This window comes from Butyrivibrio sp. NC2002 (genome assembly GCF_000702265.1).
Lineage (GTDB): Bacteria > Bacillota > Clostridia > Lachnospirales > Lachnospiraceae > Butyrivibrio.
Genome location: NZ_KL370880.1, coordinates 53,757 through 71,243 on the forward strand (window position 1 = coordinate 53,757; position 17,487 = coordinate 71,243).

General features: G+C 40.3%; 16 protein-coding genes and 1 tRNA gene. 13 read left to right on the top strand and 4 right to left on the bottom strand.

Annotated features, from left to right (window positions below; translation table 11 throughout):
• Positions 1-6: 6 nt before the first annotated feature.
• From T543_RS07450 to T543_RS07475, 6 genes are all read left to right on the top strand, one after another.
• A complete protein-coding gene (locus tag T543_RS07450) occupies positions 7-396 on the top strand; it encodes an MltG/YceG/YrrL family protein (RefSeq protein WP_035767316.1) in 390 nt (129 codons plus the stop codon).
• Between the two features lie 11 nt (positions 397-407).
• Positions 408-1,058: an O-methyltransferase gene (locus T543_RS07455; protein ID WP_035767317.1), complete on the top strand. Its 651-nt coding sequence runs from the start codon at positions 408-410 to the stop codon at positions 1,056-1,058.
• Complete coding sequence (locus T543_RS07460) at positions 1,055-2,302, top strand: peptidase U32 family protein (RefSeq protein ID WP_035767319.1); 1,248 nt, start codon at positions 1,055-1,057, stop codon at positions 2,300-2,302. Before T543_RS07455 ends, T543_RS07460 begins: the two co-directional genes overlap by 4 nt.
• Before the next feature lie 143 nt (positions 2,303-2,445).
• Positions 2,446-4,557: a glutamine synthetase III family protein gene (locus T543_RS07465; protein ID WP_035767321.1), complete on the top strand. Its 2,112-nt coding sequence runs from the start codon at positions 2,446-2,448 to the stop codon at positions 4,555-4,557.
• Between the two features lie 178 nt (positions 4,558-4,735).
• Positions 4,736-4,808, top strand: a tRNA-Gln gene (locus T543_RS07470).
• Positions 4,809-4,892: 84 nt separating this feature from the next.
• Entirely contained in the window at positions 4,893-5,534 is a 642-nt protein-coding gene (locus tag T543_RS07475; protein WP_035767323.1) for a CPBP family intramembrane glutamic endopeptidase, read from the top strand.
• A 13-nt stretch (positions 5,535-5,547) separates the two neighbouring features.
• Here the strand turns inward: T543_RS07475 and T543_RS07480 are convergent, their stop codons facing one another.
• Together T543_RS07480 and T543_RS07485 are read right to left on the bottom strand one after the other, a co-directional pair.
• Positions 5,548-7,236, bottom strand: a complete 1,689-nt coding sequence (locus tag T543_RS07480; protein WP_035767325.1) for a GGDEF domain-containing phosphodiesterase — start codon at positions 7,234-7,236, stop codon at positions 5,548-5,550.
• A gap of 13 nt (positions 7,237-7,249) precedes the next feature.
• Positions 7,250-8,383 (bottom strand): AI-2E family transporter, encoded by a 1,134-nt coding sequence (locus tag T543_RS07485; RefSeq protein ID WP_035767327.1) that lies wholly within the window; start codon positions 8,381-8,383, stop codon positions 7,250-7,252.
• Positions 8,384-8,521: 138 nt separating this feature from the next.
• Between T543_RS07485 and T543_RS07490 the strand changes: the two genes are divergently transcribed.
• Positions 8,522-8,947, top strand: a complete 426-nt coding sequence (locus T543_RS07490) for a sugar 3,4-ketoisomerase (protein ID WP_242839491.1) — start codon at positions 8,522-8,524, stop codon at positions 8,945-8,947.
• On the opposite strand, the gene T543_RS07495 is transcribed toward T543_RS07490, so the two are convergent.
• Complete coding sequence (locus T543_RS07495; RefSeq protein WP_035767328.1) at positions 8,948-10,627, bottom strand: hypothetical protein; 1,680 nt, start codon at positions 10,625-10,627, stop codon at positions 8,948-8,950. It lies immediately after the preceding gene.
• A 410-nt stretch (positions 10,628-11,037) separates the two neighbouring features.
• On the opposite strand from T543_RS07495, the gene T543_RS07500 reads away from it, so the two are divergent.
• Genes T543_RS07500 through T543_RS07510 form a run of 3 tightly spaced genes read left to right on the top strand, consistent with a single transcriptional unit; the run spans position 11,038 to position 14,169 of the window.
• Positions 11,038-12,519: a DUF6020 family protein gene (locus tag T543_RS07500; protein ID WP_155843207.1), complete on the top strand. Its 1,482-nt coding sequence runs from the start codon at positions 11,038-11,040 to the stop codon at positions 12,517-12,519.
• A 32-nt stretch (positions 12,520-12,551) separates the two neighbouring features.
• Positions 12,552-13,325, top strand: a complete 774-nt coding sequence (locus T543_RS07505; RefSeq protein WP_035767330.1) for an acyl-[acyl-carrier-protein] thioesterase — start codon at positions 12,552-12,554, stop codon at positions 13,323-13,325.
• A 10-nt stretch (positions 13,326-13,335) separates the two neighbouring features.
• Entirely contained in the window at positions 13,336-14,169 is an 834-nt protein-coding gene (locus tag T543_RS07510) for a CvfB family protein (RefSeq protein WP_035767331.1), read from the top strand.
• A 100-nt stretch (positions 14,170-14,269) separates the two neighbouring features.
• Here T543_RS07510 and T543_RS07515 read toward each other — a convergent pair whose 3' ends face one another.
• A complete protein-coding gene (locus T543_RS07515) occupies positions 14,270-14,461 on the bottom strand; it encodes a YjfB family protein (protein WP_035767332.1) in 192 nt (63 codons plus the stop codon).
• Between the two features lie 210 nt (positions 14,462-14,671).
• Here T543_RS07515 and T543_RS07520 point away from each other — a divergent pair, with 210 nt between their 5' ends.
• From T543_RS07520 to ftsX, 3 genes are all read left to right on the top strand, one after another.
• The gene (locus tag T543_RS07520) at positions 14,672-15,754 is read left to right on the top strand and encodes a PucR family transcriptional regulator (RefSeq protein ID WP_035767334.1); all 1,083 of its coding nucleotides are present in this window, start codon (positions 14,672-14,674) and stop codon (positions 15,752-15,754) included.
• A gap of 84 nt (positions 15,755-15,838) precedes the next feature.
• Positions 15,839-16,582, top strand: coding sequence for a cell division ATP-binding protein FtsE (gene ftsE, locus T543_RS07525; RefSeq protein WP_197023945.1), 744 nt, complete (start codon positions 15,839-15,841; stop codon positions 16,580-16,582).
• Positions 16,569-17,465: a permease-like cell division protein FtsX gene (gene ftsX / locus T543_RS07530; protein WP_035767335.1), complete on the top strand. Its 897-nt coding sequence runs from the start codon at positions 16,569-16,571 to the stop codon at positions 17,463-17,465. Before ftsE ends, ftsX begins: the two co-directional genes overlap by 14 nt.
• Positions 17,466-17,487: the final 22 nt, after the last annotated feature.

A 17,487-nucleotide genomic window follows, 5' to 3' on the forward strand; every position in this document is an offset into this window, starting at 1 on the left:
CGTTATATGAACAGCAGAAGTATAGGGCTTGGAGTACTGGACACACTTGTAAAAGTGGCATTGATCATAGTTGCGATCATGTTTATTTCAAAATACGCATCGGTTGCTTACAGCTATGGTTACAACATTTATAATCAAAAACCCGCTTCGCAGTATGATACGAGGACAGTTTCGATATCCATAACAGATAGCATGTCGGTTATGGATATAGCTGAACTACTTGAAAACAGAGGACTTGTGGAAGATAAGATGCTCTTTTATCTTCAGGAGAGATTTTCGGAGTACCACGGACTCATAGCTCCGGGTACCTATGAGCTCAGCCCTTCACAGACTGCCGACGAGATGATAGCAATAATGTGCGCATCTTCGATCGAGTCTGAGGAAGAGGAAAAGTAAAGGAAATAGTAGTGATAAGTGAAGAAAGAATCAGTACGTTTATAAACTCACTTGATAGAGGAAATGAGCCTTATCTTGATGAGCTTGAAAAACAGGCGCTTGATAATGAAGTGCCTATAATCCGAAAGGATTCACAGAGTCTTATTAAATTTCTTTTAACGCTCAGTAGGCCAAAGAACATATTGGAAGTTGGATGTGCCGTAGGTTTTTCGGCACTTCTTATGGCAGAATATTCCGAGGCAGATACCAAAATTACTACGATTGAGAAATTTGATAAGAGAATAGCGGAAGCAAAGATCAATTTTAATAAATACGACAAACAGAGTAAAATCACACTGCTTGAGGGTGATGCGCTTGAAATTTTGGGGCAGCTTAGCGGGCAGTATGATTTTATTTTTATGGATGCTGCAAAAGGGCAGTATATCAATTTCCTTCCCGACTGCAAGAGACTCCTTAAACCCGGAGCACTGCTTGTTTCGGATAATGTGCTTCAGGATGGAGACGTATTTGAATCGAGATTTGCGGTGACAAGAAGAAACAGGACGATCCATGAAAGAATGAGGGAATACCTGTACACCCTTAAACACGACGATGAACTTGAAAGCGTTATATTAAACGTTGGCGATGGAATGGCAATTTCAGTAAAGAGGACAGTATTATGAACAGAGAAAAAAGAAAGCCGGAGCTTTTGATCCCGGCGAGCAGTCTTGAAGTATTAAAGACTGCGGTTATATTTGGAGCTGATGCAGTATATATAGGCGGAAACGCATTCGGACTCAGGGCAAAGGCAAAGAACTTCAGCCATGACGATATGAAGGAAGGAATAGAGTTTGCTCATGCCCATGGCGTAAAGGTGCATGTTACAGCCAATATCCTTGCTCATAATGATGACCTTGAGGGAGCGGAGGAATACTTCCATGAACTAAAGGAGCTCCACCCCGACGCGCTTATCATCGCGGATCCCGGCATGTTTATGAAGGCAAGACGCATCTGCCCTGAAATAGATATACATGTATCTACTCAGGCAAACAACACCAATTATGAAACATATAAGTTCTGGGCTGACCTCGGAGCAAAGAGAGTGGTTGCAGCAAGAGAACTTTCACTTAAAGAGATAAAAGAAATAAGAGAACATATTCCGGAGGATCTTGAAATAGAGAGCTTTATTCACGGCGCTATGTGCATAAGCTATTCCGGAAGATGCCTTCTTTCCAACTATTTTACAGGAAGAGATGCCAATCACGGAGAATGTACACATCCTTGCCGCTGGAAGTATGCTGTTGTTGAGGAGACAAGACCCGGCGAATACATGCCTGTTTATGAAAACGAGAGAGGCTCTTATATCTTCAATTCCAAGGATCTGTGCATGATCGAGCATATTCCGGAGCTTGTGGATGCAGGAGTTGACAGCTGCAAGATAGAGGGAAGAATGAAAACAGCTCTTTATGTAGCAACTGTAGCAAGAACCTACCGCAAGGCTATCGATGATTATTTTGAATCTGAAGAAAAATACAGAGAAAATATGCCATGGTATCTTGATGAGATTTCAAGATGTACTTACAGACAGTTTACAACAGGTTTCTATTTCGGAAAGCCCTCTGAAGAAGCACAGATATATGATGCCAATACTTATGTAAATGAGTACATATATCTTGGAATAGTCGGTGAGATAGACGACAGAGGATATGCAAGGATTGAGCAGAGAAACAAATTCTCTGTAGGCGATACAATAGAGATCATGAAGCCGGACGGCAGAGACATCGAGACCAAGGTACTCGGAATGTACAATGAAGAGGGAGAAGCTGTTGATAGCTGCCCTCACTCCAAGCAGATAATATATCTTGACCTTGATATGAAAACAGAGAAGTACGACATATTGAGGGTAAAAAGTAAATCAGATAAATGATGATCACATAATGACTTTTCCTGCAAAACGGGGAAAGTCATTATTGTCATTATTTATTAATAAAAAGCTACCCTATTTTTTGTAAATAATGTAGAATGTCTTTAGTTATTTTCAAAAACATATAAATAGAATAAGAGGTAAGCATGAACGAGCAGGTCAATGTAGAGGAAATATTTGGTAAAAACGTATTTACACTTGAAAAGATGCGCGAACGCCTTCCCAAGAGTGTATATAAAGAGGTCATAAGTGTCATGAAAAATGGCGGAGACCTTTCCCTTCAATCAGCGGATGCTGTGGCAAATGCCATGAAGAACTGGGCAATGGAAAACGGTGCAACACACTATTCTCACTGGTTCCAGCCATTGACGGGAATAACCGCCGAAAAACATGATGCGTTTATTACAAGTGCGCGTGACGATGGTCACATGATGACTTCATTTTCGGGAAAAGACTTGATAAAAGGCGAACCCGATGCATCCTCATTCCCTTCAGGGGGTTTAAGAGCAACATTTGAAGCAAGAGGATATACGGCATGGGATATCACATCACCTGCGTTCCTTAAGGAAACAGGAGCCGGTGTAACACTTTGCATACCTACAGCATTTTGCTCATATAACGGCGAAGCTCTTGATAAAAAGACACCTCTTTTAAGATCAATGGAAGCTGTAAATGAGCAGGCACTTAGAATCGTTCATCTATTCGGAAATACAGAAGCAAAAAAAGTAAATGTGTCTGTTGGCCCTGAGCAGGAGTATTTCCTTGTTGACTGGAAAAAGAGCTTAAAGCGTCCGGATCTTATTTTTACAGGAAGAACACTCTTTGGTGCACAGCCGCCTAAGGGACAGGAAATGGAAGACCATTACTTCGGTGTTATAAGAGAACGCGTAGGAGAATATATGCGCGACTTAAACCAGGAACTTTGGAAACTGGGCGTTCCCGGAAAAACACAGCACAACGAGGTTGCACCCGGACAGCACGAGCTTGCACCTATTTATGAGACAGCCAATATTGCCGTAGATCACAACCAGATTATAATGGAGACCATGAAGAGAGTTGCAGAGCATCACAACATGAGATGCCTTCTTCATGAGAAGCCTTTTGCAGGTGTTAATGGATCAGGTAAGCATGACAACTGGTCTCTGTGCACAGATAACGGGATAAACCTGCTTGATCCCGGCGATACACCAAATGAAAATATTCAGTTCCTTTTTGTGCTCGCATGCATAATCAAGGCAGTAGACACACATGCAGACATACTTAGACAGAGTGCTGCAGACGTTGGAAATGATCATCGTCTTGGTGCTGATGAGGCACCGCCGGCTATCATCTCAGTATTCCTTGGAGAACAGCTCGAGGACGTAGTTCAGCAGCTCATTGAGACAGGTGAAGCAAGACGCAGTAAGCGCGGTGGCAAGCTCAAGACCGGTGTTTCCACACTTCCTGAGTTTGAGAAGGATGCTACAGACAGAAACCGTACATCACCTTTTGCATTTACAGGTAATAAGTTTGAGTTCCGTATGGTAGGATCATCTGACTCAATGGCAAGCTCTAATACAGCACTTAACACAATTGTTGCAGAGAGCTTCTGCGAGGCAGCAGACAGACTTGAAAAAGCAAAAGACTTCGATATGGAAGTACATGATATTATCAAGGAATTCCTCACTGACCACCAGAGAGTTATCTTTGGAGGCGACGGCTACTCTGACGAATGGAAGAAAGAAGCAAAAAGGAGAGGACTTCCCAACATTCCTTCAACTATTGAGGCAGCAGAAGTTCTTACTACAAAGAAGGCAATCGATCTTTACAAGAAGTTCGGCGTATTTACTCAGTCAGAGCTTGAAGCAAGACGAGAGATCATCTTTGAGACCTATGCTAAAACTATCAATATAGAAGCTCTTACTATGATCGATATGGCCAGCAAGCAGATCATTCCTGCAGTTATGAAATATGCAGGTTCTCTTGCAGGTAACATCAATGCCATAGTACAGGCAGGATGTGATGCCGATGTGGAAAAAGATGAGCTTAATGAGATAAGCAGCGAGCTTAAAGCTATGAAGGATGCCCTTGATAAGCTTAAGAAGGCAGAAGAGAAGGCCAGAAAGATAGAAGAAACAAGAAAACGTGCATATTATTGCAAGGATACTGTTGTGCCTGCAATGGAAGCTTTAAGAGCTCCTGCTGACAGACTTGAGATGCTTGTTGATAAAAATGACTGGCCATTCCCTACATATGCAGATCTTTTATTTGAAGGTTGAGATTTTTAGGCAGCTCTAGAAGTATTTAGTTTGCTTTAAAAGCAGAAACCGTAAAAAGTTTTTTGACAAAAAAGCTATGCGGAGTGCCTATATTATGGACACTCCGCAAAAAAATAAAAAAAATTAAAAAAAGTGCTTGCAATATGTACTATACCTATGTATAATACAATCTTGTCGGTGGGCTATCGCCAAGCGGTAAGGCAACGGACTCTGACTCCGTCACTTCGCAGGTTCGAATCCTGCTAGCCCAGTTAATAAAACGAGATCGCAAGATCTCGTTTTTTTGTCAGAATAAGTTAATTGTTCCAAAGCCATTATGGTGCGTGAGGTGCAATGTGAAGACGTTGTTTAAACAATATGCTTTCCCGGTTATATGGGAGCTTCTTTTTATTATTTCTTATTTAATTATTCCCGATACGTATAAAACACTCGGTTTATTCATGGTGTTTTATCTTGGTATCTGTATTTACTATTACAAAGAGTTTTCATTCCACAGATATTTTAAGAATTTTAATAAAGTAAAGACTTTTTGGGCGCCGATAGTTCTTGCATTTGCGGCTGTTGTGATTCTTGATGTCGTTAAGACAACGCTTCTTTCAAATGGTCTTATTTCAATTGCTACGGATATGTACAGCATAACCAGAAAAAATACTCCGCTTGCTGAAGCGATGTTTGGATTAACAACAATTCTACTCCAGCCAATTGCGGAAGAGCTGTTCTTTAGAAAAGCTATAATAATGTTTGATTCAAAGAGATCTACGCTAATAACCGTAATAATCGGACTTATATTATGCGGATTTGCTCATTCATATATGCCACTGGGATTTACTGTTACAGTGATCTTTGCAGTACCATTTGCAATAGCTTATGTTTATTCTAAGAACGTATATGTACCAATGACAGCGCATATCCTTTATATGGCTTACGTGAACCTACCCAACATAATATACGATCTTGCACGTATTTCAATGCAGTAAAAAACATTCCGTATTAAAAATTCTGCTCAAATTCCTCGATTGATATAGGATGGGATAGATAGTAACCCTGGAAGTAGTCACAGCCCAGTTCCTTTAAGTGCTCAAATTGCCACTTGGTTTCGATTCCTTCAGCTACTGTTTTGAAGCCAAGGTCTTTGGCAAGCTTAATTGATGAATCGAGTATCATCCGGCATTTGGGGTCATTTTCGCTTTCTTGTACAAAACGCTTGTCGAATTTAACGTAGTCGGTATTTACGTCTTTTAGCATGGTAAGTGACACATTACCGGCTCCGAAGTTGTCGATCGCAACCTGAAAACCTTCCTGCCTGAACTGATCGATGATCGCAAAATGACTCTCTGTGTCATTCATAAGGTCTATTTCAGATATTTCGATAACAATCTGTCCCGGATCAATCCTGTATGAGTTGAGAAGAGATTTTATCTGGGAAAGAGCATCCATATAATAAAAGTCCTTAGGTGATACATTTACCGTCATTATGATCTTGTCTTTATCGCTGCCCTGCCATGCATGGAGCTGTCTCATAACAAGTTCCCAGTTTCTGAAATCAAGCTTTGCAATATATTCTGTCTTTTCAAGTATTTTAATGTATTTGTCAGAAGCCACAATCTGACCTGTAGGTTCGATAAGGCGCGATAATGCTTCTGCTGCATATACTTTTTTATCAGCAGTAAAAATGGGCTGAATATGGATGCGGAATTCGTTGTTTTCAATTTTTTGATTGAAGCTGTTTAAGAATTCCTCTTCATATTCGCACTCTTTAAGGAGTTTGTTGGTGTAGTAGGTAAGGACGTTTTCGCGGTGGTCATGAAGCGTCTTTAGTGCCATATCGGCTCTGTTTATCATGACAGTCACAGGAAGCTCCGGATCTTCGATTCTGTAGATACCAACATGAAAATACAGGTGATAGTTTTCTGTATCAACAAGCTGACCAATCTGGTCGATCGCATTCATCAAAACACCTTCATCAAAATGGTCTTCAGGAATGCACATTACAAAGTGGTCTGCCATGATGCGACCATAAATTGAATCAGGGCCACAGGTCTTACGCATCATATCAGCTATGGCGATTAGTACTTCGTTGCCTTTTTCTCTGCCATATCTGTCATTTAGAGTTCTGAATTTCCTTATGTCTCCTGTGATGATAAGTCTGGGCGTGCCTGGATCATCAACGAGAACTCTGCGCACTTCCCTGCATACCCCGTCGAGGTTGTACAGCCTTGTAAGAAGGTCGTGAGTAACAATATAATCTGCTTCTTCACTTCCCTGAGAAATCTGCTTGCCATCAACTTCGATAGGAGCAGAATAATGAGCAGGATTATTGTTGTTTTCCTGCGCACCTGTTTCTATGGTTATAAGCTCAAGAACACATGAGAAATTATTGCGGTCTGGTAGAATGAGCCTTATCGGAACTGACTGAATAGTGAAGTGGTTGCCTTCAAAATCTTCAGTTTTGGACTGCTTACTGTTACTCATGCAGGCTCTGTAGCTACTGCAGTTAGAGCATCTTGACGCAGCATTCCAGACGGCATAGCATTCATTTTTGTAATGAAGGCTTCCGATCGTGTCGACTTCGATCTCACGGCATTCCACAGGATCAACAAGGCGCACTATGTCATACATGCGCTTCATATAATCGAGCATATGCTTTAGTTCCTGGTGGGTATACTCTTCTACACTCATAAAAGTACCTCTTTCAGGGATCTTGCTCTATAGCTTTTTTCTCCCTTTTTACAAGCCAGTCTGTATAAACAAAATTGAAAATAGCTGCAAACGGAATAGACAGCATGATGCCTGCTACTCCAAACATTCTGCCGCCTACTACCAAAGTAACCAAAATCCAGACGGAAGGAACATTAAGTGATTCGCCAAACAGCTTTGGTTTAATAATGTATCCGTCGATAGTCTGAAGGATGATCGTAAATATCAGGAACAACAATGCATGGAACGGATTAACCAGTACCAGGATAAACGTTCCAATGATCGCACCAAGTATAGGACCAAAAGTAGGTGCCAGGTTTGTTACTCCGACAACAAGTGAAATAAGTACGGAATAGGACATGCCTGTTATTATCATGAATATCCAGTTGACGATACCTACAATGACGCCGTCCAGAATATCAAATGCAATGTACTGGATGATGATATTGTTACATTTATCAAGGAAAGTGCTCATGCTTTCAAATTTATCAGGTGAGATGAGCACTTTCATAAGTCTTTCAAAGCCGTGCTTTATGCGGGCCTGACCTGAAAGAAAGTACACTGCCAGGATAAGACCAAGGATGACATTTAAAAAACCGTTTCCTACACCTGCTGACATTTTGACCAGCCTCTCCATAACAGCCGGGAGCTTCTGGGCAAACTGTGACAGGAATTCGTTGATCTTTGCTGTGATACCGCTTATATCAAGATGCATACCCTCTGCTTTGATGCTTAGTGCTGTCAGTATACTCTCAAGTGAAGCTGCATAACCGTCCAGATTTGATACAAAAGTTGTTATACTCTCAATGATCTGCGGAATAAGTGCGATCATTAAAATAACTATGAATAAAATTACTGTAGCTATAGAAAGAAGAACGGCAAGAGATCTTTTCACCTCTGCCCTTCTGGTGCCCTTCAATACCTTTGTTTCATATATGTTTACAAGGGGGCTGAGTATATAAGCGATTATCAGTCCCGATATTACCGGCGAAAAATATTTAATAAATGTGCCAAGGCTTTTAAATATCGGACCTATATTTGAAAGCAAAAGATAAAGCACAACTCCGGCACATGCAGCAACAGTGTAGGGAAACCAATTTTTGTTCAGCCAGTCTTTATTGAATTTCATTATCGCAAAGTGCAATCAAAAAAATTGCACAATCCTCCAATCTATAGTATTTTATATTGATATAACAATTTTATTCTTTAGTTGACGGGGTTTCAATTAAAAAAATATTAAGTTTCGTCTAATTTTGGAGGTCGGAAAATGCTTAATCACATGGATAGAGTAAAAATGATTGAGTTTAAAGATATGGGAGATGAGAGAGGACAGCTCGTAATAGTTGAGGGCGGCATGGATATCCCATTTGAAATAAAGCGAGCTTTTTATATGTATGGCAGTGATGCTACCGTAGTTAGAGGTCAGCATGCCAACAGAAGAACGGAATTCGTTCTCATAAACGTTGCAGGCTCAAGTAAGGTGAAGGTTTTGGACGGTGCCGGGAACGAGACGATTTTTTGCCTGAACAGACCAAATACAGGAATCTATCTTCCCAACATGGTATGGAAAGAAATGTATGATTTCAGTGCCGACTCAGTACTGCTTGTTCTTGCAAGTGAGCACTATGACGACACTGAATACATTAGAAATTACGAGGACTATATAAAAGAGATCAGGAATTTTAGTGACTGATCAGACTTTTTCTTTCTCTTGTTTATTCTGCAATGCATAAGGAATGAGAGCCGAAATAAGTGTAAGAAAAGTGCCTATAATAAGACCGTTTGACAAAGCATCTCTGTAGTATTCTGCAAGAGGTGCTTTTTTCTTAAAGAAGTACATCGGCGCTCCTTCGCCCTGATAATCTTCGATGATATCTCCTGCAGCGATTATATCTTCCACATCTTTTTCAGAAAGGAACACTTCCCTCTTTTCGGAAGTGTAGGGATCTGCGGCCTTTTCGTCAATGTAGAGAATCTGCGGAACTTTGGTTGTATGTGTTGTAAATACTGCGCCTGCAAAAGTAAGGATCACAAATAAAAGTCCATATATAATGGCATGCTTTTTAAGTGCATTGACCAAAAAACGGCAGCAGCCTGATATAGCATCATAGATATTTATGCCAAAAGAAAATTCATTTTCTTTTGGCTTAATGAGCCTGCATTTTCTACTTAAAAAAGAAGGAAGAGAAAGGCTTATTTTTTCACATTCCGAATAGATAAATGCGCCAAGCATGAGGAACGTGATATTCTTGTAGCTTAAGTTAAACATGAAGGGATCACTCATTCCGATGATGCAGAATGTGATCATTATTCCAAGCTCTCTTACCTTGCTTTCTTTTATAAGAAAAAGGATCCAGGCAAGGTACAGCGCGCAGACAACAGCAAAAACCACAACTCCCGTCTGAAGGAAAAGATACAGATAGGAATTGTCTATCATGTACCAGTTTGTCGGAGCGGGTGCAAAACGCGATCCAAACAGTGTTATCTTTTCATTTTGAAGATAATAGAGTGCATATTCGTAGCGCTTGTGGAGAAGCTTGTTAAGGAAATTAAAAGCATCTCCCTTTGCTAAAACAGGCCCAAGTATTGAAAAAACAACAGTTACAGGAAAGCACAGGGTTATGAGGATATCTTCCACCTTGCTTCTGTTTGAGACAATTGATACATCCGATTGCACAGAAGCGCCCTTGTTTTCGATTTTCTTTGTTCTGAGGCAAAAATGAATATTTAAAAGAAGGTAGAGTGTTACTGAGATAACACCTGTAAAACTTATTGTGTAGATGAATATGAGGATATTTAAAAGCATGGCAAATATGCTTGCGGTGATAAGGTTTGCCACAGTTTTATACTCATACAGATAGAAAAATAAAATGATAAGGATAAGAAGCGTTGTGTGGGTTGTATTTGGATAGGGGTACCCAAGAGAGTGCCTGAGGATATAGCCGAATCCGCTTCTTTTATTTATGTGGTTTAGCTCGTTTATAACTCCGGTTACAGACAGCACATACAGGATAAAGAATGAAAAACCAAGAATTACAAGGCCAAGCATCATAACCCTTTTGATGCTGACACTTTTCATTCCGAGCATCATTGAAAAATAAAGAAGGATTCCCTTTTCGCCTGTGTTTTTATAGATAAGAAGCGACAGAAAAATAAGAGTCGCTATCAGGATATATTCAAAAACAGTATGCTCTGATACAAGGACTTTTACTCCGAATAAGATAAGTCCTGCCACAAGGCAGAGATTATAGATTAGTCCTCCCTCGTAGAGCCCGACAGCTCTTGCGCCGAACATGACGGTAAAATAGATAAGATATACTAATTCCGGCAAGGTAAAAGAAATGCCGGATTTCTTTGTTACTGCGTTTGTCATTTATACAATCCTCTCCCCAAGGTTTTTCTTTTTATTGTATAATGAAAATGCTTATTTGGAAAAAGTTTTAATGATCATGAGGTGATTTTATCAATAAGAAAGTATGTTTAACATTTTTTAAAGCATATCTTGGCTGCTTTGCGCTGCAGCTTTTTACAGGCATTACCGTAAGAAATCCTCTTACAGTAGTGCTTTTTGCAGTGATCTTTGTTTTATATAAATTCATAGAGAATAATGAAAATGAAGATAGCTCTTCAAAGGAAAAAATCCTTTTGATGATAATGCCGGTTTTGGCTGTCTTTTTTTCTGTGGCGCTTTCCTTTTCATTTTATAAAAGGTCGGGAGATATGTTTTCAAGCTCCCTTTTTAAGGCGTTGTCGATCATTATCTGCTTTGAGGGATTTTTCTTTTTGACAAATCTAATTATAAGACTGATCCTTTTTTTGTGCGACGTCATTTTCAGGAACAAAAAGCCGCGCAAATTCTTAGATGCACTTAACGGAAATAAAGAAGTGCATATTCCTCTTCTAGAGAAATTGAGCTATTTTCAGATATTTGTAATAAGCGCTTTATTGTGTTTCCTCTTTTGGCTTCCATATTTTTTGTATGAGTATCCGGGCATAATGACGGCCGATTCGATAGTTCAGTATGAACAGGTTGTGGGAATCCATCCCTTGTCTAATCACCACCCCGTTGTGCATACTCTTACTATTTCGTTTTTCTATCATATAGGACTTCTTTTTACGGATGATCCGAGCGCTGCTATAGCTTTTTATACAATCGCGCAGATGATATTTATGGCCATTTGCTGCGGCGACAGCGTTATGATGATCAGCAAAAAGAGTAGGAATGCGGCACTTTTATCACTTCTTTTCTTTGCACTTGTGCCTTTTAATGCAGTATTTGCGGTTACGATCTGGAAGGACGTTCCCTTTGCCGGAATAGTGATGCTCTATACTGTAAGGCTTATAAAGATGGCTCTTAAATATAGAAAAGCTCCCGAAAGCATAGGACTTTTAGATCTTTTCATATTTGCACTTCTTGGCATTTTGCTATCGCTCTTTAGATCTAATGGATTTTATGCTTATGCGCTTTCTGTTCCTTTTGGCATACTGTTCTTTAGGAAAATATGGAAAAAGATGCTGCTTATGTTTGCATCAGCGCTTGCTATCATTCTTTTTGTAAAAGGGCCGGTTATGGATAATGCCAATATTGGGCAGCCGGATCTAACTGAGTCTCTTGCGGTTCCTATTCAGATGCTCACAAAAGTTATTGTTAATGACAGAGCTTTGACGGACAGAGAAAAAGAGATGGTTGATGCAGTTATCGACACGACCTATATCCATGAACTCTATGCTCCCGATTTTGCTGATAACATGAAGGAGCTTGTAAGAGCCGGACATCCTGAGGTTATAGAAAATAATAAGATGGAATATCTGGGACTTTGGTTTCGTCTTTTTGCAAAATACCCCGCTGATTACATAAAAAGCTGGTATGACCTCGTTGGCGGATATATCTATCCTGATTTTTCATACGAAGTCGGAAATATAGACGGCATAATGGGCAATGATTACGGGCTGGTACAGGCGCCCAAGATTGGCGGAAAAGTCGTTGTTAAGGGAAAAGAAATCCTTATAAAACTCGGAAGTTTTCTTCCTTTGTACGGAATGCTCTGGGCAATAGGCGCATATACCTGGGCTATGGTGATCTGCTTAGGAGTTATGATAAAAACAGGCAGAGGAAGAGATACCGGTATCATCTACGCGATGCCGATGCTTATAATTTTTACTCTTTTGATCGCAGCACCCGTTATCGATTTCAGATACGGCTACAGCATCGTAATGACCATGCCGCTATGGCTGGCGAGTTTAAGCAATATGCACTATAATTAAGTTCACCAAAGTAATAGAAACAGAGGAATTATATGTATACGTTTGATTCGAAGATCAGATATACCGAGTGTGATATGGAGGGATATCTTACAATAGAGTCCCTTGTCGATTATTTTCAGGACTGTTCCACTTTTCAGACACAGCTTGGACCTGCTACAATGGAATACCTTGCAAAGGATGGCATTGCCTGGGTCATTTCCAGTTGGCATATAGTGATAAACAGACTTCCAAAGCTCGGAGAGAATGTGACAATAGGAACAGTGCCCTACAAATTGTCGGGATTTTTGGGACTGAGGAATTTTTTCATGGATACTGACAGCGGTGAGAGAGTAGCCATAGCCAATTCCGTATGGTCTCTTATAAACCTTCAAAAGGGGACGCCCCAGAGAGTGACCAAAGAAATAGAAGACACGTATCCTCTAGACAAAGAGCTTGAGATGGAAAAGGCTCCGAGGAAAATTAAAATTCCCGAGGATTCCAAGGTTTATAAAGCAGAAGCAAAAAAGATAGGTCAGCATCATCTTGATACGAATAACCACGTAAATAACGGACAGTATATCAGGATAGCGCTTAGCGCATGTAAGAGCGCAGCCGTTGAAACAGGAAATGATGATCTTAAAGCTCTTGATGAAGCAAGAGAAGGAATGCATATCAGAGCCGAGTATAAACAGCAGGCACATCTTGGAGATATGATATTCCCGGTTATTTATGAATCAAAAGATGAAGAGGGCAGAAACGTATATGTGATCTCTTTAAATGATGAAAACGAAAAGCCGTATTCAATAGTTGAACTAGTAAGAAAGTAAGGAAAATTAAATGTTAAAAATAGGAGAAAAACAGGAACTTATAATAATCAAGAAGGTTGACTTTGGTGTATACCTTGCAGAGAGAGAAGGAGAAGAGGACAAGGTGCTCCTTCCCAAGAAGCAGGTGCCGGAGGGGGCTGAACTTGGAGATAAGCTGAGCGTATTTTTATATAAGGATTCAGATGACAGACTTATAGCAACGACCAGAACTCCCAAGATCATGCTCGGACAGGTTAACGTTCTTAGGGTTACAGATGTCGGCAAGATAGGCGCATTTATGGACTGGGGACTTGAAAAGGATGTACTTTTGCCCTTCAGAGAGCAGACTCGCAAGGTGAAAAAAGGAGAAAACATTCTTTGCGCACTTTACGTTGATAAGAGCGGAAGACTTGCTGTTACCATGAACGTGTACGAGTTTTTAAGAACCGACAGCCCATACCACAAAGAGGACAGAGTGCAGGGAACAGTCTATGAATCAAGCGACAACTTCGGAATGTTCGTCGCAGTTGATGACATTTTTTCAGCGCTCATTCCTAAGAAGGAATTATACGGCGACGTTCGCATAGGAGATACTGTAACAGCCAGGATCGTCGAAGTAAAAGAGGATGGAAAACTTACCTTAAGCCTCAGAGAAAAGGCTTATCTTCAGATAAATACAGATGCTGAAAAGATAGAAGATATCATGAAAGAAAAGGGAGGAAGACTTCCCTTCACAGATAAGGCCTCACCTGAACTGATAAGAAATGAAATGCACATGAGCAAAAACGAATTTAAGAGAGCAGTAGGACACCTCTTAAAAGAAGGCAAGATCGAAATACTTGAAAACGAGATAAAGCTTAAGTGATAATTTTTTATATATTAGGGAATTCGGAGGAATTTCCTAATATATAAAAAGATACCCCGGACGATCAGGTCCGGGGTATCTTTTGGTAGTCCCACAGCATTTATACCTTAAGGTCGATGTTTCCGCCTATATCCGGGTTTACGGACAATTCCATGGCGGATGTATCCATCATTTCGGCAACGGTAGCGCCAACCTCCGAGAGATTATCAAGACTCTTGGAAAGCATCGCTGTCCCCCAATCTGATTGGACCTTGCTCATAGATAAAGCCATGGATAATTCGGGTATGTCCATAGGCACCTCCTATGCATTAAGACTACTGCATCCTGCATAATTCCCGTAGGAAAGAATACAATCGTAGTATTCTGTATTTTTTATCGGCTTTGTTAATTTAAAAAGTTATTATGGAAAATCCACAAAAATTTGATTAGTTTTTGTGGATTTTTATGCATTTATCGAGTAGAATATCATTAAGAAACTGACTTTATTTAGGAGGAAAGTAATATGATTTCGAATCAGATCCTTCAAAATACTATAGATGGATTAAAAGGAATAGCACATGTTGATCTGTGTGTGCTCGATGTAGATGGTAATGAGGTGGCTGCAACACGCCCTGACTTTGTCAGAATGAACGAGGCAGTAAGAGAATTCGTCAAGTCTCCTGCTGATTCACAGGAGGTCCAGGGACACCAGTTCTTCAAAATATATGATGAGCAGCAACTCGAGTATATTCTTATCGCCGCAGGCAGTGGTGAAAGTATATATACTATCGGCAAGATGATCGCATATCAGATCCAGGGTCTGCTTGTTGCATATAAGGAAAGGTTTGATAAGGACAACTTCATCAAGAACCTTCTTCTTGATAACCTTCTTCTCGTTGATATATACAGCAGAGCAAAGAAGCTTCACATTCCTTCTGATGCAAAGCGTGTTACCATGATCATTTCCGCTGATAAGGTCAGGGAAAATAATGTTCTTGAGCAGGTAAGAACTTTTGGCCAGGGCAACGGAGGAGACTTTGTAACTGAAGTTGATGAAGACAACGTTATTGTTGTTAAGGACGTTACAGAGATTTCCAAACCCGAGGAGATTACAAAATCTGCAAATGAGCTGTTAACTCAGCTTGAAAATGCAGGTGTGACAAACCTTCACATTGCAATCGGAACAGTTGTAAGTGAGATAAAAGAAGTCAGCCGCTCATATAAGGAAGCTAAGATGGCTCTCGACGTAGGACGTATTTTCTTCGATGAGAGAAGAGTCATAAGCTATAGCGAACTTGGAATAGGAAGACTGATCTATCAGCTTCCCATCCCTCTTTGCAAGATGTTTATAAAAGAGATCTTCGGCGGAAAAAATCCCGAGGGATTTGACCAGGAGACTCTCTCAACCATAGATAAATTCTTTGAAAACAACCTCAATGTTTCAGAGACCTCAAGACAGCTTTTCATTCACAGAAACACACTTGTGTACAGACTTGATAAGCTTCAGAAGAGCACAGGACTTGACCTTAGAGTATTTGATGATGCGATCACATTCAAGATCGCGCTCATGGTTGTCAGATACATGAAATACATGGAACGCTATTGATATTTCAGTTTCATGATGTAGTATATTAAACATTGGATTTGTCTTTTTAAAAGTTTTGTAGTTAGTAGTTAGGAAGGAACAGGTATGGAAAGAGTTATTAGACGGAAAAGGCCGACGCGGCAGATTCCGGCGGATGAGATAATCACGCTGGATAACGTGTCAAAGGCATATTCTACGGGGAAGCCTGCGCTTAATGGAGTCACCCTTCACATAAAGAAGGGTGAATTTGTTTTTATAGTAGGAGACAGTGGTTCGGGTAAATCTACCCTCATAAAGCTTTTACTTAGAGAGCTTGTACCATCATCGGGAACAATAACCGTAATGGGACATGATCTGGGCAAAATGAGGCACAGAAATATACCGAAGTTCAGAAGAAACCTGGGTATTGTCTTTCAGGATTTCCGACTTTTAAAAGATAGAAACGTTTATGAAAATGTTGCTTTTGCACAGCGCATCATTCAGAAATCAACAAGGGAAATAAGAAAAAATGTACCTTCTGTTCTGGCAACAGTCGGTCTTGCCGGAAAATATAAGAGTAAGGTCACTCAGCTTTCAGGTGGTGAGCAGCAAAGAGTTGCTCTTGCCAGAGCTATGGTAAATAAACCCACAATTCTTCTTGCGGATGAGCCTACAGGTAATCTGGATCCCGGCAATTCATGGGAAATCATGAAGCTTATGGAACAGATCAATGAAAATGGCACCACGGTCATCATCGTTACTCACAACAGAGAAATCGTTAATGCCATGCACAAGAGAGTTATTACTATGAAAAAGGGCGTCGTAATCTACGACGAAGAAGAGGGTGAATATCACGATGAGGATGAGTAGTTTTTTCTATACAATCGGACAGGGTTTCAGAAGTCTAAGACGTAATCGCTGGTATACACTTGCTTCTATAGCTACGATCAGTGCATGTCTGTTCCTGTTTGGAATGTTTTATTCGATAGTTACCAACTTCCAGCATGTTGTAAAAACTGCGGAAGAGGGCGTCTCCGTAACTGTTTTCTTTGATGCCGGAACAAGTGAGGACAATATCCTTGCAACCAAGGCACTTATAGAGCAAAGACCGGAAGTCAGCAAGGTAGATTATATTTCAGCCGCTGATGCCTGGGAAGGCTTTAAACAGGACTACCTCGGCGAATACGCAGACGGATTTACAGAGAATCCCCTTGAGGATTCTGCCAACCTTCAGATTTATTTAAATGATGTTTCCATGCAGCCTGCACTCGTTACATATCTTGAGTCCATAAGCGGCATAAGAGAAGTTAACAGATCTGAAGTAACAGCTTCAACACTTAGCGGAATAAACAGCCTTATAGCTTATATTTCAGTCGGCATTATAGGAATCCTTCTTCTGGTTTCTGTATTCCTTATCAGCAATACGGTAACCATAGGTATTTCAGTAAGAAAAGAAGAGATAAATATAATGAAATACATCGGTGCTACTGACTTTTTCGTAAGAGCACCATTCGTAATAGAGGGAATTATCATCGGAATAATCGGTTCGATCATTCCACTTGTGATCATTTATGTGATCTACAATAAGGCAACAGTCTACATAGCTGAGAGATTTGCGATGCTCAATTCTATTCTCGACATACTGCCTGTTAAAACTATATTTGAAGCGCTTGTACCTATATCACTCCTTATCGGTGTTGGAATAGGTTTCCTTGGAAGCGTTACAACTGTCAGAAAACATCTGCATGTCTGATGGTATGACTTAAGTAGAGAGA

Bases quoted from the DNA above. Each gene is read 5' to 3' on its own strand.
- T543_RS07480 (WP_035767325.1), bottom strand. From the start codon at position 7,236: ATGAGTGTAGAAGAGTATACCCACCAGGAACTAAAGCATATGCTCGAT.
- ftsX (WP_035767335.1), top strand. From the start codon at position 16,569: ATGAGGATGAGTAGTTTTTTCTATACAATCGGACAGGGTTTCAGAAGT.
- T543_RS07485 (WP_035767327.1), bottom strand. From the start codon at position 8,383: ATGAAATTCAATAAAGACTGGCTGAACAAAAATTGGTTTCCCTACACT.
- T543_RS07450 (WP_035767316.1), top strand. From the start codon at position 7: ATGAACAGCAGAAGTATAGGGCTTGGAGTACTGGACACACTTGTAAAA.
- T543_RS07490 (WP_242839491.1), top strand. From the start codon at position 8,522: ATGCTTAATCACATGGATAGAGTAAAAATGATTGAGTTTAAAGATATG.
- ftsE (WP_197023945.1), top strand. From the start codon at position 15,839: ATGGAAAGAGTTATTAGACGGAAAAGGCCGACGCGGCAGATTCCGGCG.
- T543_RS07510 (WP_035767331.1), top strand. From the start codon at position 13,336: ATGTTAAAAATAGGAGAAAAACAGGAACTTATAATAATCAAGAAGGTT.
- T543_RS07520 (WP_035767334.1), top strand. From the start codon at position 14,672: ATGATTTCGAATCAGATCCTTCAAAATACTATAGATGGATTAAAAGGA.
- T543_RS07460 (WP_035767319.1), top strand. From the start codon at position 1,055: ATGAACAGAGAAAAAAGAAAGCCGGAGCTTTTGATCCCGGCGAGCAGT.
- T543_RS07515 (WP_035767332.1), bottom strand. From the start codon at position 14,461: ATGGACATACCCGAATTATCCATGGCTTTATCTATGAGCAAGGTCCAA.
- T543_RS07505 (WP_035767330.1), top strand. From the start codon at position 12,552: ATGTATACGTTTGATTCGAAGATCAGATATACCGAGTGTGATATGGAG.
- T543_RS07495 (WP_035767328.1), bottom strand. From the start codon at position 10,627: ATGACAAACGCAGTAACAAAGAAATCCGGCATTTCTTTTACCTTGCCG.
- T543_RS07465 (WP_035767321.1), top strand. From the start codon at position 2,446: ATGAACGAGCAGGTCAATGTAGAGGAAATATTTGGTAAAAACGTATTT.